Source organism: Pseudomonas sp. 203-8 (assembly GCF_020708595.1).
GTDB classification, from domain to species: domain Bacteria; phylum Pseudomonadota; class Gammaproteobacteria; order Pseudomonadales; family Pseudomonadaceae; genus Pseudomonas; species Pseudomonas aeruginosa.
Map to the genome: position 1 here is coordinate 16,171 of NZ_JAJFDF010000006.1, position 20,256 is coordinate 36,426.

Annotated in this window: 15 protein-coding genes; 5 read left to right on the forward strand and 10 right to left on the reverse strand. The window is 68.2% G+C overall.

Features of this window, described 5'->3' with window-relative positions; all coding sequences use genetic code 11:
• Positions 1-224 precede the first annotated feature (224 nt).
• Complete coding sequence (locus tag LJF27_RS14875) at positions 225-1,439, reverse strand: YeeE/YedE family protein (protein WP_003106317.1); 1,215 nt, start codon at positions 1,437-1,439, stop codon at positions 225-227.
• 36 nt (positions 1,440-1,475) lie between these two features.
• Positions 1,476-2,951, reverse strand: coding sequence for a PLP-dependent aminotransferase family protein (locus LJF27_RS14880; RefSeq protein WP_003136388.1), 1,476 nt, complete (start codon positions 2,949-2,951; stop codon positions 1,476-1,478).
• 127 nt (positions 2,952-3,078) lie between these two features.
• On the opposite strand from LJF27_RS14880, the gene LJF27_RS14885 reads away from it, so the two are divergent.
• Both LJF27_RS14885 and LJF27_RS14890 read left to right on the forward strand, forming a co-directional pair.
• Entirely contained in the window at positions 3,079-3,528 is a 450-nt protein-coding gene (locus LJF27_RS14885; protein WP_003096834.1) for a GNAT family N-acetyltransferase, read from the forward strand.
• A gap of 8 nt (positions 3,529-3,536) precedes the next feature.
• On the forward strand, positions 3,537-4,211 hold the full coding sequence (locus tag LJF27_RS14890) for a GNAT family N-acetyltransferase (RefSeq protein WP_003096837.1): 675 nt from the start codon (positions 3,537-3,539) through the stop codon (positions 4,209-4,211).
• A gap of 24 nt (positions 4,212-4,235) precedes the next feature.
• Here the strand turns inward: LJF27_RS14890 and mtr are convergent, their stop codons facing one another.
• The 3 genes from mtr to LJF27_RS14905 all read right to left on the reverse strand — a co-directional run bounded on the left by mtr (position 4,236) and on the right by LJF27_RS14905 (position 8,924).
• Entirely contained in the window at positions 4,236-5,489 is a 1,254-nt protein-coding gene (mtr, locus tag LJF27_RS14895; RefSeq protein ID WP_025297629.1) for a tryptophan permease, read from the reverse strand.
• 180 nt (positions 5,490-5,669) lie between these two features.
• On the reverse strand, positions 5,670-7,493 hold the full coding sequence (gene oadA / locus LJF27_RS14900; protein ID WP_023098255.1) for a sodium-extruding oxaloacetate decarboxylase subunit alpha: 1,824 nt from the start codon (positions 7,491-7,493) through the stop codon (positions 5,670-5,672).
• Positions 7,494-7,508: 15 nt separating this feature from the next.
• Positions 7,509-8,924 carry an acetyl-CoA carboxylase biotin carboxylase subunit gene (locus tag LJF27_RS14905; RefSeq protein ID WP_003096848.1) on the reverse strand — a complete coding sequence of 472 codons (1,416 nt, stop codon included), beginning with the start codon at positions 8,922-8,924 and terminating at the stop codon, positions 7,509-7,511.
• 213 nt (positions 8,925-9,137) lie between these two features.
• On the opposite strand from LJF27_RS14905, the gene pycR reads away from it, so the two are divergent.
• Positions 9,138-10,073: a LysR family transcriptional regulator PycR gene (gene pycR / locus LJF27_RS14910; RefSeq protein WP_003121355.1), complete on the forward strand. Its 936-nt coding sequence runs from the start codon at positions 9,138-9,140 to the stop codon at positions 10,071-10,073.
• On the opposite strand, the gene LJF27_RS14915 is transcribed toward pycR, so the two are convergent.
• The gene (locus LJF27_RS14915) at positions 10,027-10,242 is read right to left on the reverse strand and encodes a PA3496 family putative envelope integrity protein (RefSeq protein WP_003117619.1); all 216 of its coding nucleotides are present in this window, start codon (positions 10,240-10,242) and stop codon (positions 10,027-10,029) included. The two genes, pycR and LJF27_RS14915, sit on opposite strands and share 47 nt — an antisense overlap.
• A 106-nt stretch (positions 10,243-10,348) precedes the next feature.
• Positions 10,349-11,230, reverse strand: a complete 882-nt coding sequence (gene hexR / locus LJF27_RS14920) for a transcriptional regulator HexR (RefSeq protein WP_003096857.1) — start codon at positions 11,228-11,230, stop codon at positions 10,349-10,351.
• Between the two features lie 85 nt (positions 11,231-11,315).
• Between hexR and zwf the strand changes: the two genes are divergently transcribed.
• Positions 11,316-12,782: a glucose-6-phosphate dehydrogenase gene (gene zwf, locus LJF27_RS14925; protein ID WP_003096859.1), complete on the forward strand. Its 1,467-nt coding sequence runs from the start codon at positions 11,316-11,318 to the stop codon at positions 12,780-12,782.
• 80 nt (positions 12,783-12,862) lie between these two features.
• Complete coding sequence (gene yegQ / locus LJF27_RS14930; RefSeq protein ID WP_003105560.1) at positions 12,863-14,257, forward strand: tRNA 5-hydroxyuridine modification protein YegQ; 1,395 nt, start codon at positions 12,863-12,865, stop codon at positions 14,255-14,257.
• Here yegQ and LJF27_RS14935 read toward each other — a convergent pair.
• From LJF27_RS14935 to LJF27_RS14945, 3 genes are read right to left on the reverse strand one after another with little or no spacing between them, the layout of a single operon-like run.
• Complete coding sequence (locus tag LJF27_RS14935) at positions 14,251-14,976, reverse strand: DUF3142 domain-containing protein (protein ID WP_003096864.1); 726 nt, start codon at positions 14,974-14,976, stop codon at positions 14,251-14,253. The genes yegQ and LJF27_RS14935 overlap by 7 nt on opposite strands.
• The gene (locus LJF27_RS14940; protein ID WP_003158567.1) at positions 14,973-17,174 is read right to left on the reverse strand and encodes a hypothetical protein; all 2,202 of its coding nucleotides are present in this window, start codon (positions 17,172-17,174) and stop codon (positions 14,973-14,975) included. Before LJF27_RS14940 ends, LJF27_RS14935 begins: the two co-directional genes overlap by 4 nt.
• Positions 17,175-17,232: 58 nt before the next feature.
• Entirely contained in the window at positions 17,233-20,088 is a 2,856-nt protein-coding gene (locus LJF27_RS14945; RefSeq protein ID WP_003096868.1) for a putative bifunctional diguanylate cyclase/phosphodiesterase, read from the reverse strand.
• Positions 20,089-20,256: the final 168 nt, after the last annotated feature.

The window sequence follows — 20,256 nt, forward strand, 5'->3', positions numbered from 1 at the left end:
TTATACCCGGCGCCCCGGCCCAGCCGCGGCGCCACGCTCACCGGTCGAGAGGGATACCAACTTTCCCTCTCTACACTCTGAGGGACACGGCGACCTGCGGTGTCCCTTCTTTTTTTCACCGCTCAAGACGGCCCGCAGATCTTCCCCGTTGCCGAGGTGTTGTGTGGCTGCGCTCACCTGTGGATAACGTCCGCGTCATACGTCCTACGAAGGCATATCCCCTCTCAACACCCCGTCAACCCTTGCTCCCGCCGCTCCTCCGGGAAGAAATAGGGCCTCAATACCCGTACCCCGACGCTGTTGCCGGCAAACGCCGCCACCAACCACAACCAGCCATGCAGGCTGCCGGACGCGATCCCGCTGAAATACGCGCCGATGTTGCAGCCATAGGCCAGGCGCGCGCCGTAGCCGAGCAGCAGCCCGCCGATCACCGCCGCCGCCAGCGAACGGCGCGGGATGTCCAGGTTCGGCGCGAAGCGTCCGGCCAGGCCGGCGGCGAGCAGCGCGCCGAGGACGATGCCGATGTCCATCACGCTGGTGATGTCTTCCCACAGCGGCGCGGCCAGCGCCTTGGCGTTCGCCGGCGTCTGCCAGAAGGCCCAGGCGCCGACGTCCAGGCCCACGCCCTGGGCGATCTTCGCGCCCCACAGGGCGAAGGCCGACGTGATGCCCCAGGGGCGTCCGGCGAGGTACAGGGTGAGGAAGTTGAGCAGCGCCAGCGCCAACGCGCCCCAGACCAGCGGCCAGGGGCCGCGGAGGAAGCGCCGCCAACCCCGCCATTCGGCGCTCGGCGGGGTTTCCAGGGTGCCGTGGCGGGCCTTCTCCATGCGTACCGTGACCCCGGCGATGCCGATGAACACCGCCAGGCTCAACACCAGCGCCGGTGCCAGGCCCAGTTCGGCGACCAGCGAGATCGGCGGCAGCGACGGCAGGGCGAACCACCAGCCGACATGCTGGGTGGCGATCAGCGAGCCGAGGATGAAGAACAGCAGGGTCACCAGCATCCGCGCGTTGCCGCCGCCGACGGTGAACAGGGTGCCGGAGGCGCAGCCGCCGCCCAGTTGCATGCCGATGCCGAAAATGAAGGCGCCGACGATCACCGAAGTGCCAACCGGCGAGACGAAACCGCTCACCGGCTGGCCGAACAGGCTGCCCGCCGCCAGCGCCGGGAAGAACAGCAGCACCGCCAGCGCCAGCATCACCATCTGCGCACGCAGCCCGGCGCCGCGCCGTTCGCGGATGAATACCCGCCAGGCGGAGGTGAAGCCGAAGGCGGCATGGTAGAGGGTCAGGCCCAGGGCGCCGCCGACGATGAAGAGGATGGCCTGGCGCGCGCTGACCGCGTTGAACAGGAACAGCCCGCCGAGCACCAGCAGGGCGAAGGCGATCAGGGGGGCGGCGAGCTTGCGCTCGGGCGCGGCGGAAAGGGCGACACTCATGGCTACTCCTGGGCGCGAGGGTGATCCGGGGGCATTCTAGTCAGTCGCGACGACGGGTCCAACCAGGGCCTCCCGCCGCCAGGCCTTGCGCAACGCCCGCAGCGCCTCATCGATACGCGCCTCGGGTACTGCCGCGAAGCCCAGCACCAGGCCCGCGCGGTCGTCTGGCGCAACGCTGGAGTCGTCCATCCAGTAGTCGCTCAAGGCGCTGACTTCCACCCCGGCGGCTGCCGCCGCGGCGATCAGGGCCCGCTCGCGCGCCAGGCTGTCGACCCGCACGCACAGGTGCAGCCCCGCCTCCACCGCCGGCAACGGCTGGCAACCCGGCGCCTCTGGCCAGCCCCGCAGCAAGGCGTCGCGGCGGGCGCGGGCGGCGCGGCGCATGCGGCGGACGTGGCGCTGGAAATGCCCCTCGGCGATGAAGTCGGCCATGACCCGCTGGGTGCCCACCTCCGAATGGCGTACCTCGATGGCCCGCCGCTGGCGGAAGCGCTCGACCAGCGCCGGCGGGACCACCAGGTAGCCCAGGCGCAACGCCGGGAAGGCGATCTTGCAGAAGGTCCCGACGTAGAGCACCCGGCCCTGTCGGTCCAGCGCGGCCAGCGGCGCCAGCGGCGTACCGCTGTAGCGATACTCGCCGTCGTAGTCGTCCTCGACGATCCAACCGTCGGCGCGCTCGGCCCACTCCAGCAGCTCCAGGCGCCGCGCCAGCGACAGGGTGACGCCGGTGGGGTACTGGTGCGACGGCGTGACATAGGCCAGGCGGCAGCCGGCAATGCCCGCGAGCCGGTCGCTGCGCAGGCCCTCGGCGTCGAGGTCGATCCCGTGCGGTACCGCGCCGGTCGCGGCGAAGGCCAGGCGCGCCGCGCGGTAGCCAGGGTTTTCCACAGCCACCGGATCGCCGTTCTCGAGCAACACCTGGGCGCACAGGCGGATGGCCTGCTGCGCGCCATGGGTGACGATCACCTGTTCCGCCTCGCAGCGCAGGCCGCGCGCGCTGCGCAGGTAGGCGGCGATCAGCTCGCGCAGGCGCGCCTCGCCGGCCGGGTCGCCGTAGCCCAGGCAGTCCGCCGGCGGGTTGCGCCAGAAGCGCGCCTGTAGCCGCGCCCAGGTGTCGAAGGGGAACAGGTCGAAGGCCGGCACGCCGACGCGGAACGCTCGCGGCGCGCCTTCCGGTGGCGGCGCCAGGGCCGCCGGGCCGCGCGGCGCGGGAGCGCTCGGGGCGACGGCGGGGGCCCTGCCTGGGATTTCCTGCAACTCGGCAACGTAGGTGCCGTCGCCTGTGCGCCCGTCGATATAGCCCTCGGCGTGCAACTGTTCATAGGCCCGCACCACGGTGTTGCGCGAGACCTTCAGGGCCTGGGCCAGCTCGCGGCTGGCGGGCATCCGCGTGCGGCTGCCGAGGCGGCCGTCGAGGATCCGTTCGCGCAGCGCGGCGTAGAGCTGGCGGGCCAGGCCCTGGGCGGGGTCGAGGTGGATGCCGGCGGCGTCGAAGGGCAGTACGGTGGCCATGGCGGTCTCGGAGGGAAGAAAGCGCCAGTGTGGATTGGACCTGTGGAATTGACCAGCAATGGATCTTCTAGCGGACCATTTCCCGGCCTAGTCTGGAGGCACCTTTACCCGGACATGGAACCGAGCCATGAGCACGTCCCTGCAGATTCGCCCCGTCGGCGCCGGCGACCACGCCGCCTGGCTGCCGCTGTGGGAGGGCTACCAGCGCTTCTACAAGACCGAGATCGCCGCCGCTACCAGCGACGCCACCTGGCAGCGCTTCCTCGACGCCGACGAACCGATGAACGCCGCCCTCGCCTGGCTCGACGAGCGCGCCGTGGGCCTGGTGCACTGGATCTACCACCGCTCCTGCTGGACCGTCGGCGACTACTGCTACCTGCAGGACCTGTTCGTCGCCGAGGGCCTGCGCGGCGAAGGCATAGGGCGCCGGCTGATCGAGCATGTCTACGCCGAGGCCGGCGCCGCTGGCTGTTCGCGGGTGCACTGGCTGACCCACGAGAGCAACAGCGACGCGATGAAGCTGTACGAGCGCATCGCCGACAAGTCCGGTTTCCTTCAGTACCGCAGGATTCTCTGAGGCCCACCATGCGCGAACCCTTGAACTGGCGCCCCGTCGCCACTCCACCCCACGCCCCGCTCGACGGCCGCTTCGTCAAGCTCGAACCGCTCGATCCGCAACGCCACGGCGACGACCTGTGGGACGCCCTGCAAGGGCCTGGCGCCGACCCGTTGCTGTGGGAATACCTGGCCTACGGCCCGTTCGCCGAGCGCCCGGCGTTCGACGCCTGGCTGGCCGGCCAGGCGGCCAGCCGCGACCCGCTGTTCTTCGCCGTGCGCGAGCGGCGCACGCAGCGCGCCGTCGGCCTGCTCAGCTACCTGCGGATCACGCCGAAGGATGGCGTCATCGAAATCGGCCATATCGCCTTCGGCGCGCCGATGCAGCGCACACCGGGGTCTACCGAGGCGGTCTACCTGCTCGCCGAACTCGCCCTCGGCCGCCTCGGCTACCGCCGCCTGGAGTGGAAGTGCAATGCCGGCAACGCCCGTTCGATGCGCGCCGCCGAGCGCCTGGGCTTCACCTACGAAGGCACCTTCCGCCAGCACATGGTGGTCAAGCAGCGCAACCGCGACACCGCCTGGTTCTCCCTGCTCGACAGCGAATGGCCGGCGCGACAGGCGGCGTTCGAGCGCTGGCTCGATCCTTCCAACTTCGACGCCGAAGGCCGCCAGCGGCAGACGCTGGAGGCGCTGCGCGACTAGCCCCTGGCAGGGACTGCCGGTCGCTCAACGGTACTCCGGCAGCCAGTGCAGGCTGGCCAGGATGTGCGCGACCGCGTTGGCCACGCCGAACAGCAGCACCAGCACGATCGCCGGCGTGCCGCCCCAGGCGCGGAACAGCGGGCTGCCGAAGCGCTTGCGCGAGGCCCGCGCCATCAGCGCCGGAACGATCACCGCCCAGAACGCCGCGGCCAGCCCGGCGAAACCGATGGCGTAGATGAAGCCGTTGGGGAACAGCAGCCCGCCGATGGTCGGTGGGACGAAGGTCAGCAACGCGGTCTTGAAGCGCCCGAAGTGGCTGTCGTCGAACCTGCACAGGTCGGCCAGGTAGTCGAACAGGCCGAGGGTCACGCCGAGGAAGGAGCTGGCCACCGCCAGGTTGGAGAAGGTGGTGAGCAACGCGTTCAGCGAATCCGACGCGGTGATCCGGTGCAGGTATTCCACCAGGGTGCCGACGTTGCTGCCGCCGGCGATGATGCCCTTGAACTGCTCGCGCGGGATGGTGCCCAGGGTGCTGGCCTGCCACAGCAGGTAGATGGCCAGGGCGATCAGGGTGCCGATCCACAACGAACGGCTGATCCGCTGCGGGTCCTTGCCGTAGTACTTCATCAGGCTCGGCACGTTGCCGTGGTAACCGAAGGAAGTCAGGCAGAACGGCAGGGTCGCCAGCAGGTAGGGCCAGTAGACCGCGTCCGGCTCGCCGCTGTTGAACAGGATCGCCGGCTGGATGCGCCCGAGCAGGCCGCTGATGGAGAGGCCGAAGGTAATGATCATGCCGCCGAGCATCAGCGTGGTGATGCGGTCCACCGCGCTGGTGCTCCACCACACCACCAGCGCCACCGCCAGGGCGAACAGCAGCCCGGCGAGCTTTTCCGGCAGGGTCACGCCGAGGCCGCTGGACAGGGTGTAGCCGATGATCGAGCCGCCGCCGGAGATATAGGCATAGGTGAGGATATAGAGGACGAAGGCGATGCTCAGCCCGTTGACCACATTCCAGCCCTGGCCGAGCAGGTCGCGGGTGATGGTCGAGAAGCTCGAGCCCACCGGGTAGTTGAGGTTGGCCTCGAGGATCATCATCCCCGACAGCAGCATGCAGAACCAGGTGAGCAGGAACACCGCCACCGACCAGCCGAACCAGATGCCGGACATGGCGATGGGCAGGGAGAACATTCCGGCGCCGACGGCGGTGCCGGCGATGATCATCGAACCGCCGAGCAGCGAGGGCCGGCGGCTGGGCGTTTGAGCTGGAGAGGACGACACCTGGACTTCCCGATAGTCAGCGCCTGCGGCGCGACGCGCCGTTGGGCAGAGGCGGCATTCTAGGCGGCGCGCGCGCCGGGCGCACCCTGGCAGGGCGAACAGCCGGCCGACGCGGCAACCGATGCCGATAAAAAAAGGGGAGCATCATGCTCCCCCAGGGACTTTAACCGTCTGTCGCGGTCAGCCCGCAATCTCGATCAGGATCTCGCCCGGGTTGACCCGGTCGCCCTTGGCCACGTGGATCGCCTTGACCGTACCGGCGATGCCGGCCTGGACCTCGGTTTCCATCTTCATCGCCTCGGTGATCAACACCGCCTGGCCGGCCTTGACGCTATCGCCTTCCTTCACCAGCACGTCGACGATGTTGCCCGGCATGGTGGTGCTGACGTGGCCCGGCTCGCTGGCATGCTTGCGGCCGCTGGCGGAGCCGGCGACATATTCGTTGAGCGGCTCGAACACCACTTCTTCCGGCATGCCGTCGATGGACAGGTAGAAGTGCCGCTTGTTGTCGCTCTTCACGCCGACCCCGGTGATGTCGACGCGGTAGGTCTCGCCGTGCACGTCGATGACGAACTCGGTCGGGGTGCCTTCCGCGCCAGCGGCGGCGACGCCCTTGCCGGTGGGAATCGGCAGCAGTTCCTCGGGCTTCAGGGTGCCGGCCTCACGCTCTTCGAGGAACTTGCGCCCGATGTCCGGGAACATCGCGTAGGTGAGTACGTCTTCCTCGGACTTGGCCAGGTTGCCGATCTCGCTGCGCAGCTTGTTCAGCTCCGGCTTGATCAGGTCGGCCGGGCGCACGTCGATGACTTCCTCGCTGCCGATGGCCTGGCGCCGCAGTTGCTCGTTGACCTCGCCGGGAGCCTTGCCATAGCGGCCTTGCAGATACAGCTTCACCTCGTTGGTGATGGTCTTGTAGCGCTCGCCGGCGAGCACGTTGAAGAACGCCTGGGTGCCGACGATCTGCGAAGTCGGCGTCACCAGCGGCGGGAAACCGAGGTCGGCGCGGACCCGCGGGATTTCCTCGAGCACCTCGCCCATACGGTTCAGCGCTCCCTGCTCCTTGAGCTGGTTGGCCAGGTTGGAAATCATCCCGCCCGGCACCTGGTTGACCTGCACGCGGGTATCCACGCCGGTGAATTCGCTCTCGAACTGGTGGTACTTCTTGCGCACCGCGTGGAAGTACATGCCGATCTCCTGGATCAGCTCCAGGTCCAGGCCAGTGTCGTAGGGGGTGCCGCGCAGCGCCGCGACCATCGACTCGGTGCCCGGGTGGCTGGTGCCCCAGGCCATGCTGGAGATCGCCGTGTCGATACGGTCGGCGCCGTTTTCCACGGCCTTCAGCTGGCACATGCTGGCGACGCCGGCGGTGTCGTGGGAATGCACCACCACGTCCAGCGGCAGGGCGTCCTTCAGGGCCTTGACCAGCTCGCCGGTGGCATAGGGGGTGAGCAGGCCGGCCATGTCCTTGATGGCGATGGAGTCGACGCCCATGTCGGCCATCGCCTTGCCCTGGGCGACGAAGGCCTCGATGGTGTGCACCGGGCTGGTGGTGTAGCAGATGGTGCCCTGGGCGTGCTTGCCGGCGGCCTTCACCGCCTCGATGGAGACGCGCAGGTTACGCACGTCGTTCATCGCGTCGAAGATGCGGAACACGTCGATGCCGTTGACCGCCGCCTTGGCCACGAAGGCGCGCACCACATCGTCGCTGTAGTGGCGGTAGCCGAGCAGGTTCTGCCCGCGCAGGAGCATCTGCAGGCGGGTGTTGGGCAGCGCCGCCTTGAGCTTGCGCAGACGCTCCCACGGGTCTTCCTTGAGGAAGCGCACGCAGGCGTCGAAGGTGGCGCCGCCCCAGACTTCCAGCGACCAGTAGCCGACGCGGTCGAGCTTGTCGCAGATCGGCAGCATGTCCTCGGTGCGCATGCGGGTCGCCAGCAGCGACTGGTGGGCATCGCGCAGGATGGTATCGGTGACGCCGGTCTTCTTCGCTTGGATGGTGTTGCTCATGTTCTGCTCCTTCCCTTACAGGCCGGCGTGGGCCGCGATGGCGGTGGCGATGGCGATGGCCAGGTGCGACGGGTTGCGCTTGATCGAGTACTGGGTCAGTTCCGGGTGGCTTTCGACGAAGCTGGTGTTGAACTGGCCGCTGCGGAATTCCGGGTTGCGGAGGATTTCCTGGTAGTACGGCGCGGTGGTCTTGACCCCTTGCACGCGCATGTCATCGAGGGCGCGCAGGCCGCGATCGAGGGCCTCTTCCCAGGTCAGCGCCCAGACGATCAGCTTCAGGCACATCGAGTCGTAGTACGGCGGGATGGTGTAGCCGGTGTAGATCGCCGTGTCGGTACGCACGCCGGGGCCGCCGGGGGCGTAGTAGCGGGTGATCTTGCCGAACGAGGGCAGGAAGTTGTTCTTCGGGTCCTCGGCGTTGATGCGGAACTGCAGGGCGTAGCCGCGATGGACGATGTCGTCCTGCTTGACCGACAGCTCCAGCCCGGAAGCGATGCGGATCTGCTCGCGGACCACGTCGATGCCGGTGATTTCCTCGGTGATGGTGTGCTCCACCTGGACCCGGGTGTTCATCTCCATGAAGTACACCTCGCCGTCGGCGAGCAGGAACTCCACGGTGCCGGCGTTCTCGTAGCCCACCGCCTTGGCCGCGCGCACCGCCAGGTCGCCGATATAGGCGCGCTGCTCGGGGGTGAGCTGCGGGCTCGGGGCGATCTCGATGAGCTTCTGGTTGCGGCGCTGGATCGAGCAGTCGCGCTCGAACAGGTGCACGGTGTTGCCGAAGGAATCGGCGAGGATCTGCGCCTCGATGTGCTTGGGATTGACGATGCACTTCTCGAGGAATACCTCGGCGCTGCCGAAGGCCTTGGTCGCCTCGGAGATCACCCGCGGGAACGCCTGTTCCAGCTCCTCGCGGCTGTTGCAGCGACGGATGCCGCGACCGCCGCCGCCGGAGGTGGCCTTGAGCATCACCGGGTAGCCGATCCGCTCGGCTTCGCGCAGGGCCTCGGCGAGATCGGCGACGTTGCCTTCGGTGCCGGGGGTGCAGGGCACGCCGGCGGCGATCATGCTGCGGCGGGCTTCGGTCTTGTCGCCCATGCGGCGGATCACTTGCGCCGACGGGCCGATGAACTTGATACCGCGCTCGGCGCAGATTTCCGCCAGCTCGGCATTTTCCGAGAGGAAGCCATAGCCGGGGTGCAGGGCGTCGCAGCCACTTTCCACCGCCAGGTTCACCAGGGCGCGCGGGTTGAGGTAGCCGGCCAGCGGGTCCGCGCCGATGCTGTGGGCTTCGTCGGCGCGCTTGACGTGCAGCGCGTGGCGATCGGCCTCGGAGTAGACGGCCACCGAGCGGATGCCCATCTCGGCGCAGGCGCGCACGATGCGGACGGCAATCTCGCCGCGGTTGGCGATCAGGATCTTCTTGATCACGGAGGTCTCCCTCTTCGGGGTTGGGAACCTGGTACGGTCGATCCGGATATTCCGGTCGCTGCATGACCGGCAGGCAGCTCCCGGTCGCGCTTTTACCCTACCCCCGTGAGGGTGATTAACAAAAATCAATAATTATTGGGATAGCCATTAGAAAAGCTTTATAGTCGCCCGACCGATCTCGGTCAGAGTGTGACTGGAATGCGTAAGTCGTTGATGCGTATGACATTACGGCAGCTTCAGGTTTTTCGTGCCGTATGCGAGAGCCGCTCCTACAGCCGGGCGGCGGAGGAAATGGCCCTGACCCAGCCGGCGGTCAGCCTGCAGATCCGCCAACTGGAAGAGCTGGTCGGCCAGCCGCTGTTCGAGTACGTCGGCAAGAAGCTCTACCTGACCGATGCCGCCGAAGCCCTGCTGAAGACCAGCACCGACCTGTTCCAGCGCCTGGAAAGCCTGGACATGCAGCTCTCGGACCTGAAGGGCTCGCTGCAGGGCCAGTTGCGCCTGGCGGTGGAGTCCAGCGCCAAGTACATCACCCCGCACCTGTTCAAGGCGTTCCAGAACCTGCATCCGGAAGTCAGCCTGAGCCTGACGGTGGTCAACCGCACCCAGGTGATCAAGCGCCTGGCCGACAACCGCGACGACCTGGTGATCATGTCCCTGGTACCGCAGGACATGGCCCTGGAGTTCCTGCCCTTCCTGAACAACCCGATCATCGCCGTGGCGCCGCCGGACCATCCGCTGTGCAACGCCGCGAAGCTGGCCCTGAAGGACCTGGAGCCCTTCCCGCTACTGGTCCGCGAACCGGGCTCCGGCACCCGCAAGGCTTGCGAGGAGTTCTTCCAGCAACGCCGCGCGCACTTCTCGCAGATCCAGGAGATCGCCTCGCTGGAGTCCCTGCGCGAAGGGGTGATCGCCGGCCTCGGCCTGGCCCTGCTGCCGCGCCATGCGGCGCACCAGGAACTGGCCAACGGCCTGCTGCGCGAACTACCGGTGGAGGAATTGCCGCTCTATCGCAGCTGGTGCCTGGTGCACGCCAAGGGCAAGCGCCTGAGCCCGGTGGCCCAGGCGTTCGTCGCCTTCGTCCGCGAGGAGCGGGCGCTGATCAGCCAGCTCGCTGGGCGCTTCGCCGGCCCTGGCGGTTCGAGCTGAGGTAGGCGGCGGCTACCAGATCGGGGTAGTCGGCCAGTTCCTGGCGCAGGCGCAGTTCTTCGCAGTGGTCCTCGATCGCCCGGCGGAATTGCATGCGCCGCTGGTCTTCGAGCTTGCGGCGGGTTTTCGAATCCACGTGCTGGGCATTGGCATCGCTATGACGGGGCATCTCGCGTCTCCCATGGCCGACTGGCTGGAGTCGCGAGCATCGCGCAGCAATGTGACGGTTTGGCGGCAAGCCGGTGAAGACTGCGTTATGCCTTCCCGGCGGCGCCTCAGGACGGCTCGCCGCGCTCTTCCTGGTTCTTCATCACCTTCGGCGACAGGCGCAGGCTGCGCAGGCTGCGCTTGACGCTCTTGAGGTGGTTGACCAGGTCCGGGCCGCGGGCCATGGCCACGCCCATCGCCAGCACGTCGATCACCACCAGGTGGGCGATGCGCGAGGTCAGCGGGGTGTAGATGTCGGTGTCCTCGTGCACGTCGATCGCCAGGTTGACCGTGGCCAGGTCGGCCAGCGGGGTCTGGCTCGGGCACAGGGTGATCAGCGTGGCGCCGGCCTCGCGCACCAGGTTGGCGGTGATCAGCAGGTCCTTCGAGCGACCCGACTGGGAAATGCAGATGGCCACGTCGCTGGGCTTGAGGGTCACCGCCGACATCGCCTGCATGTGCGGGTCGGAGTAGGCCGCCGCCGACAGCAGCAGGCGGAAGAACTTGTGCTGGGCATCCGAGGCCACCGCGCCGGAAGCGCCGAAGCCGTAGAACTCCACGCGCTGGGCGTGGGCGATGGCGGCGATGGCGCGCTCCAGGGCGTGGGTGTCCAGGTGCTCGCGGACTTCCATCAGGCTGTGCAGCGTGGTGTCGAAGATCTTCAGGCTGAAGTCGGCCACCGAGTCGCTCTCATGGATCGAGAACTGGCCGAAGCTGGCGCCGGCCGCCAGGCTCTGCGCCAGCTTCAGCTTGAGGTCCTGGAAGCCGCTGCAGCCGATGGCGCGGCAGAAGCGCACGATGGTCGGCTCGCTGACCCCGACCCCATGGGCCAGTTCGGCCATGGAGCTGTGCATGACCGACGCCGGATCGTTGAGAACGTGATCGGCGACCTTGAGTTCCGACTTGCGGAGCTGTTGGCGGGACTGGGCTATGTGCTGCAGCAGGTTCACAGGCTGGGCTCGATTCTCTGTAGTAACCTTGTAGTTATACTACAAACAGTCAGCCACGCCCAGCCAACGCCGTCGGGAGCTTGCCTTGAGTACACCAGCCACTCCAACGTCCTGCGACATCCTGGTCTTCGGCGGTACCGGCGACCTGGCCCTGCACAAGCTGCTGCCGGCGCTCTATCGCCTGCACCGGGAGGACCGCCTGCCGGCCGATACGCGGATCTTCGCCCTCGCCCGCAGCGCGCTGGACAACGCCGCCTTCCTCGCCCTCGCCGAGCGCAACGTCCGCGCGGTGGTGGCGCGCAGCGAGTTCGCCGCCGAACAATGGAAAGGCTTCGCCGCGCGCCTCGACTACCTGGCCATGGACGCCTCGCAGAGCGCCGACTTCGGCCGTCTCGCGCGGCACCTGAAGAGCAGCGAGGGCCGGGTGCTGGTGCACTACCTGGCGACCTCGCCGAGCCTGTTCGCGCCGATCGCGCAGAACCTCTCCATCGCCGGCCTCGCCGGGCCGCAAGCGCGCATCGTGCTGGAAAAACCGCTGGGCCATTCGCTGGACTCGGCGAGGGCGATCAACCAGTCCATCGGCCGGGTGTTCGACGAGTCGCGGGTGTTCCGCATCGACCACTACCTGGGCAAGGAAACCGTGCAGAACCTGATGGCCCTGCGCTTCGCCAATGCGTTGTTCGAGCCGGTCTGGCGCGCGGCGCACATCGACCATGTGCAGATCAGCGTCAACGAGACCCTTGGCGTGGAGAACCGTGGCGGCTACTACGACCACGCCGGGGCGATGCGCGACATGGTGCAGAACCATCTGCTCCAGTTGCTCTGCCTGGTGGCGATGGAGGCGCCGGTGCGTTTCGACGCCGAGGCTGTGCGCAACGAGAAGCTCAAGGTGCTGCAGGCGCTGAAGCCGATCTCCGGGCTCGACGTGCAGGACAAGACGGTACGCGGCCAGTACGCCGCCGGCAGGATCGGCGGCCAGGAGGTGCCGGCGTACTACTTCGAGAAGAACGTCGACAACGACAGCGATACCGAGACCTTCGTCGCGCTCCAGGCCGAGGTCGAGAACTGGCGCTGGGCCGGGGTGCCGTTCTACCTGCGCACCGGCAAGCGCATGGCGCGCAAGTGCTCGGAAATCGTCATCCAGTTCAAGCCGGTGCCGCACAGCCTGATCGACGGCGGCGGCGGGCCGGCCAACCGCCTGTGGATAAGGTTGCAGCCGGAGGAGCGGATCAGCGTGCAACTGATGGCCAAGACCCCGGGCAAGGGCATGCAACTGGAACCGGTGGAGCTGGACCTCAACCTGGCCGAGGCCCTCAGCCGCAACAAGCGGCGCTGGGACGCCTACGAGCGCCTGCTGCTGGACGTGATCGAGGGCGACTCGACGCTGTTCATGCGCCGCGACGAGGTAGAGGCCGCCTGGGGCTGGGTCGACCCGATCCTCGCCGGCTGGCGCGAGCACTACCAGAGCCCGCGGCCCTACCCGGCCGGCAGCAACGGCCCGGAACAGGCGCAACTGCTGCTGGAACTGCAGGGTCGACGCTGGCTGGAATGACGCGGACATTGATCCGGCTCAGGATCGCCCGGCGCGCGCTCGGCTAGAGTCGCGCGCCCACGTCGTTGCGAGCCCGAACCATGACCGCCACCACCCTCCGCCCCGAACTGCTGTGCCCCGCCGGCACCCTGAAAAGCATGCGCTATGCCTTCGCCTACGGCGCCGATGCCGTCTACGCCGGGCAGCCGCGCTACAGCCTGCGGGTGCGCAACAACGATTTCGACCACGCCCAACTGGCCGAAGGCATCGCCGAGGCCCACGCACTTGGCAAGCGCTTCTACGTGGTGGTCAACATCGCCCCGCACAACGCCAAGCTGAAAACCTTCCTGCGCGACCTGGAGCCGGTGGTCGCCATGGGTCCGGATGCGCTGATCATGTCCGATCCCGGCCTGATCATGCTGGTTCGCCAGCATTTCCCGCAGATGCCCATCCACCTGTCGGTGCAGGCCAACGCGGTGAACTGGGCCGCGGTGCAATTCTGGCGGCAGCAGGGCCTGACCCGGGTGATCCTTTCCCGCGAGCTGTCGCTGGAGGAGATCGAGGAAATCCGCCAGCAGGTGCCGGACATGGAGCTGGAAGTGTTCGTCCACGGCGCCTTGTGCATGGCCTATTCCGGGCGCTGCCTGCTGTCCGGCTACATCAACCGCCGCGACCCCAACCAGGGCACCTGCACCAATGCCTGCCGCTGGGAATACAAGGCGGTGGAGGGCCGCGAGGACGAGCTGGGCAACGTGGTGGCGCGGGAGCCGACCCTGGGACGCGGCGCGCCGACCGAGCAGGTGTTCCTCCTCGAGGAAGGCAACCGTCCCGGCGAACCGATGGCCGCCTTCGAGGACGAACACGGCACCTACATCATGAATTCCAAGGACCTCCGCGCCGTGCAGCACGTCGAGCGGCTGGCGCGGATCGGCGTGCACTCGCTGAAGATCGAGGGCCGCACCAAATCCCACTACTACGTGGCGCGCACCGCCCAGGTCTACCGCCAGGCGATCGACGACGCGGCGGCCGGCAAGCCGTTCGACCGCGGCCTGATGGACACCCTGGAGTCCCTCGCCCACCGCGGCTACACCGAGGGCTTCCTGCGCCGCCACGTGCACGACGAGTACCAGAACTACCAGCACGGCCATTCGTTGTCCGAGCGCCAGCAGTTCGTCGGCGAACTCACCGGCGAACGCCGCGACGGACTGGCCGAGGTGGAGGTGAAGAACCGCTTCCAGCGCGGCGACAGCGTCGAACTGATGACTCCGCGAGGCAACCTGAGCCTGCGCGTGGAGGACCTGCGCAACGCCGCCGGCGAGGCCATCGAGGTGGCGCCGGGCAATGGCCACGTGGTCTACCTGGCGCTGCCGGAAGGCCTGGACCTGTGCTACGCGCTACTGATGCGCGATCTCCAGCCCGGCCAGGATACCCGCCAGCCGCAGGCCGAACGCAGCGGAGGGTGTGCCGGCAAGGGCGCTTGCGGCTGCGCTCACTGAGGGTTGAGCAGGAACACCACGTAGCCCCTGAACCAGGGGCTCTTTTCCAGGTAGTCGGGGGCTTGCCAGTCGCCTCCCTGGACCAGGCCGATCCGGTACGGCAGCTGCAGGCGGCTGACCCGCGGGAGGTAGGCGGCGTGGTTGGGAATGCTGTGGCGCCCCTGGTAGGTCTGCACCACCACTTCATCGACCACGCCCTTGAGCCGGTTGATCGCCGCCGGCTCGGCGTTGCTGCCCCAGTCGAGCAACCCGGTGATGCTCAAGCGGTATTCGCGGGGCAGGCGCCGGCGCAGGTCGCGGAGGAAATCGACGTACTCGTCGAGGTAGCGGGTACGCGCATCGAAGTCGATCTGGATGCCGACCACCGGGTTGCCGGCACGCTTCCAGCGCTGCACCTGGTTCAGCACGGCCTGGTAGATCTGCGGCGTCCAGCGCAGGGTATGGGCGCGGTACACCACCCAGACCTCACCCCGCGCCAGGCGCGGCACCGAGATGCCCTGGGCGATCAGCCGCACGCCCTCGCCGGGGCGACGGCGCGACTGGCTGATCTGTCCCTGCAGGATGTACAGCGTCTCGGCCCGCGCCAGCACCGGCTGCGGCGCGACGCCGCTCCACAGCCAGAAGGCGCCGTAGTCCTCGGCGCGCACCGCGGCCTCGACGGACGGCAACAGCGGCAGGCCCAGCAACAGGCCCGCCAGCCAGGCTCGCCAGCGCCTCACCAGTAGTACTTCAGTTCCTTGGCCCAGGAGCTGTCGGCGTAGGTCGACTTGAGCGTACGGAACCATTGCTTGCGCTCGGCCTGCGGGATGTCCTGCTGGCCGCAGGTGTTGTAGCCGGCCGGGGCGAAGCAGTTGATCGCGCGGAACAGCGCGTAGGCCTTGTCTTCGCGCGGAGCCTTGGGGTTGTCCATGACCAGGCGATAGCCATCCAGCCGGGAGTACACCTCGCCCTTGAAGCCGCTCGGGGTGCCGCCCAGCTCGTTGGCCTCGGGCTGGCTGTCCAGCGGCATGCCGTCGAGACCGTTGCGCAGGATGAATTCGCCCAGGCAGTTCAGGCCCTTCGGGTCCTTGTCATCGGCGGCCAGCGCCGCGGCCGACTCGGCGATGGCCGGGCAAACGTAGCCGGACTCGGCCTTGTCGCCCTTCCAGCGGAACAGCTCCAGGCTGTTACCGGCGCCGTAGACATAGCCGAGGCTGGTGCCCAGCTTGGTCTGCGAGGGGGTTTCGCCGAGCAGCGCGAAGTCCTTGCCGAAGTCGGCGAAGCGGCTGCGGCGCAGGTCCTTGTAAAGGAGAGTGAACAGCGCGGTATCGCGCTCTTCCGCCGTCGCGCCCTGCTTGGCCTGGCGGCGCAACAGCGCGGCGTCGGCGACGTTGCGCAGGAGGATGCTGCGCAGCAGCGGCTCCTGGACCGGCGAACCTTCGGCGAAGACCTTTTCCAACTGGCCGCTGCGCTCGTAGTTGAGCGCCAGGGCCAGCTGCAACTGGCCCTTCTGGTACGGCTGCGCGGCCTGCGGCAACAGTTCCAGCCAGAGCGCCTCGGCGGCTTTCCAGTCCTTCTGCTGCTCCAGCGCCAGCCCGCGCAGGGTCTGCTGGCTGAAGCCGACGTAGTCGAGGCTGCCGACCTTTTGCGGCAGCGCTTCGAGGGTCTTCGCCGGATCCTGGTCGACATAGAAGCGATAGGCCGCCTGCAGGTAGGCGAACAGTTCGGGATGCGCGGCGAAGCTTGCCTGTTGGGCCTGCAGCGTTTCCCAGGTGAAGCTGCGCGGGGTCGACGGATCGTGGGCGCGCATCTGCACCAGGTCGGCCACCGCCAGCAGCAGCGGAGTCTGGATGTCGCCGAGCTGGATACCGGTCAGGAGCTTGTTGTCGACCTCCTGGACCAGGTCTTCCAGGGCCATGTTGCGCTGCCCTTGCTCAGCTTCGGCGAATTGCGCGGCATAGTCCTGGGCCAGCAGCTTCTGGTCGCCGGCCAGCCAATGCACGCGCCGTTGCAAGCCCTTGGCCGAGGCGGCGTAGAGCCCCTTCGGATACGCCTGCAGGTAGGCCTCGAGGGCGCTGCGGGTCTGTTCCAGGCGAGCCTTGTCGACATTCTGCAGCTCGGGGAAGCCCATGTCGTCGAAGGCGTTCTGCTGGGCGGCGTTGAGCAGGGTGCGCGCCTGCAGGTACAGGGCGGTTTCCTTCAGCCAGGGCTGCGACACGTCCTGCAACGCCTTGAAGCCCTGTTCGGCTTCGTCGAAGCGACCGCTGTAGAAGTTGGCCGCAGCCTCCAGGTACGTGGCGAAGGCCTTGCCTGCGGCCGACTCGACGCCTTGCGCGAGCACACCGCCCAGTTCCTCTTGTTCCCAGCCGCAGGCACCGAGCAGGTCCAGGCGGCTGTTGGCCAGGGCCTTGGTCTCCGCCTCGCCCAGCCCGGCGTCACGCACCTGGCGAAGAAACGCCAGCGCGCTGTCCTGGTCGTTGCTGCGGCAGCGGCTGCCCTCGCCCTCGAAGAATTCGGCGCCGGCGATCTTTTCCGGTAGCGCTTCGGCGCCCATCTGCCGGGCCAGTTCGGCGAGCGGCGAGGGCGCTGGCGCAGGCGGCGGTGTCTCGGCCTCGCTCGCCGCCGGCGGCGCGGGCGGCTGGCTGCCGTCGCCGGGCAGCAGGCGGAACAGGCCGAACGGTACCAGGCCGTAGCCTTCGAGCTTCTCTTCCTCCGACGGCGGCGCCTCCACCAGCCGCCAGTGGCCGGCGTCGGCCAGCAGCAGGCGCAGGTTGGCGCGGGTGTCGTTGCCCGGGGCGAGGAACGGCAGGGTATCGCAGACACCGCCGCCGACCAGCGACCAATCGGGATAGCAGGAGTCGTCGCTGCTGGCCTGGGCCAGCGGGGAGAGACCGGCGCCCACCAGCAGGAGGGCGGGAAGAAGCGGCTTCGAGCGCATGAATCGTCCTTAATTCGTGGGAGTCGAAAGTGCTACAGCATACTCCGCCGGATCGCGTTCAACGAGCCTGGCGCAAACCTTCCTCCAGGGCATGGGCCGGCAACGGCCGGCCGATCAGGTAGCCCTGCAGCTCGTCGCAACGCTGGGCCACCAGGAAGTCCCGCTGTTCGATGGTTTCCACGCCTTCGGCGACCACCTTCAGGTCGAGGCTGTGGGCCATGGCGATGATCGCCCGGATGATCGCCGCATCCTCGCTGTTCTGGGTCAGGTCGCGGACGAACGACTGGTCGATCTTCAGGTAGTCCAGCGGCAGGCGCTTCAGGTAGCTGAGCGAGGAATAGCCGGTGCCGAAGTCGTCGACCGATAGCTTCACCCCCATCTCGCGCAACTGGCGGAAGGTCGCCAGGACACTATCGAGGGCGTCCAGCCACTGGCTTTCGGTCAACTCCAGCTCCAGTTGCGCCGCCGGCAGGCCGCTGTCGGCAAGCGCCGAGCGCACTACGTCGAGCAGGTCGCCCTGGCGCAACTGGTGGACCGAGAGGTTCACCGAGACCCGCAGGTTCAGGCCCCGCTGGCTCCACTCGGCGGCCTGCAGGCAGGCCCGGCGCAGGACGAATTCACCGATCTCGCCGATCAACCCGCACTCCTCGGCGAGGCCGATGAAGGTCGACGGCGGGATCATGCCCTCCTCCGGATGGTGCCAGCGCACCAGCGCCTCGACCGAGTCCGGGCGGGCGCTGGCCAGGCACAGCTTGGGCTGGTAATGCACGTCCAGCTGGCCCTCCTCGACCGCCTTGCGCAACCGGGTTTCCAGGCGCAGGCGTTCGAGGGTGCTGTCCTGCAGGTTGTCGCGGAAGAACTGGAAGGTATTGCCGCCGAGTTGCTTGGCATGTTGCATCGCCAGGTTCGCCTGGCTCATCAGCACGGAGATTTCCCGTGCCTGCTCGGAAAACAGGCTGATCCCCAGCGAGGCGCCGAGGATCAGCTCGTGGCCGAGCACGCTCACCGGCTGGCGCAACTGGACCAGCAGGCGTTCGGCCAGGCGCGACAGGGCCGCGGTGCCGGTGCCGCCATCGAGGAGAATGGCGAACTCGTCGCCGGCCAGACGCGCCAGGGTGTTGGCTTCCGGCGCGGTGCGCCGCAGGCGCTGGGCCATCTCCCTGAGCAACTGGTCGGCGACCTCGTGGCCGAGGCTGTCGTTGAGCAGCTTGAAGCGGTCCAGGTCGATCAGCAGCAGGGCCAGCCCGCCCTCCTCCTGGCGCGCCCGCTGGGCCGCCTCGTGCAGCCGCTCGCGGAACAACCGGCGGTTGGCCAGGCCGGTCAGTTCGTCGTAGTGCAGCAGGTGACGCAGGCGCTCCTCGACGTCGCGGCGGGCACTGAGATCGGTGAAGAAACCGACGATGTGGGTCGCCTCGCCATTGCCGTCGCGCAGCAGGTTGAGCTGCAGCCATTGGGGATAGGGATCGCCATTCTTCCGCGTATCCACCAGTTCGCCCTGCCACTGCCCGTGCTGGCGCAGCTCGGCGCGGATCTGCCGGTAGTGGCGCTGGGCCTCGGGGGTATTCACCAGCAGGCTGGCGTTGCGCCCGACCACGTCCTCGCGGCGATAGCCGGTGATGCGACTGAAGGCCTGGTTGACCGCCAGCAGGTTGTAGGCCGGATCGAGGATCACGATGCTCTCGCTGGCCGCCTCGAACACTGTCGCGGCCAGTTGCTGCTGCTCTTCCAGGCGCTTGCGCGCGCTGATGTCGCTGCGCGTGCCGAGCATCCGCGTCACCCGTCCCCGCGGGTCGCGAGCCATGGCCCGGCCACGATCCTCCAGCCAGCGCCAGCCGCCCTCCCGGTCGCGCACGCGGTACTCCACCCGGTACAGCTCGCTGCGCCCCTTGAGATGTTCGGCGAGGGCGCGACGGATGCGCGGCAGGTCGCCGGGGTGGATGCTTTCGATCAGCCTGCGATAGTCCTCGGGACCGTCCCCGGCGTCGCTGAAGACCGCCTCGAGATAGGAATGCTGGACCCGGCCGCTCTCCAGGTCCCAGTCCCACAACCCCAGTTCGCTGGCCTCCAGGGCCATGGCCAGGCGCGCCTCGCTCTGGCTGAGCGCCTGGCTGGTCGCGCCAAGCTCCTCGGTGCGCGCCTCCACCCGGCGCTGCAAGGCGTCGCGGGCGGCGCGCAGCTCGCGTTCGACCAGGCGCCGCTGGCCGACCTCCTGGGCGAGCTTGCGATTGAGCGCTTCGGCCTCCGCATTGACGCGTTCCAGGTGCAGGTTCAGCGCCTGGGTCTGGAAGCGTCGCAGCAGCGCGCCCTGCACCAGCCGGTGGATCTGCCCGGCGACCACCAGCAGCGCCACCAGCAGGATCAGGCCGAGCACGCCCCAGCCCTGCAACAGGCTATGCGGCTGCAACAGCAGGAAAACGATGGATGGCAGCAGGCCCGGCAAGGCGAAGGTGAGGAAGGCCGGCAGGCTCACCGCATAGGCGACGCTGGCGGAGAGGATCGCCGCCGCCACCAGGCCGAACACCAGCACCTGCTGGAGGAAGGCATCGGCCGGGACCAGCATGATCACCGCGAACGCCAGGGTCAGGCCCGAGGCGCCGGCGCCGCACAGGAAGGTCCGCCGCCAGTGGCGGCTGGCCTGGCGACGGCTGTCGGCCTGCTGGAAGGCGGCGACCTGCAGCAGGCGCAGGACGGCGAGCAACACCAGCCAGACCAGCCAGCCGCCGAGCAGCCAACTGCTGACCTTGCCCCACACCAGGCAGGCGCTGGTCACGCCGCCGAGCAGCATGAGCAGGGTCGGCGTGCGCGAGCCGAGATAAAGGAGCCGGGTACGCTCGATGGCGATTTCGCGGGCGTAGAGCCGCAGTACATCGGTGCTGCCGCCCGGCAGCGCCAAGGGCTCGACATGGACGGTCATAGGCGCTTGTTCTTGTAGTGGTTTGCCTTGAAGTGGCCGGAGCATAACCGAGCAGGGGCAGGCTGCCCAAGGCCGGGATAGAGCATTTTTCCGCGGCCAGGCCCGACGCTGCGCCGGCCTGCGCCGAATGGCGGCCCGGTTTGCCCGGCTTTTCCCCGCCCCGGTAGA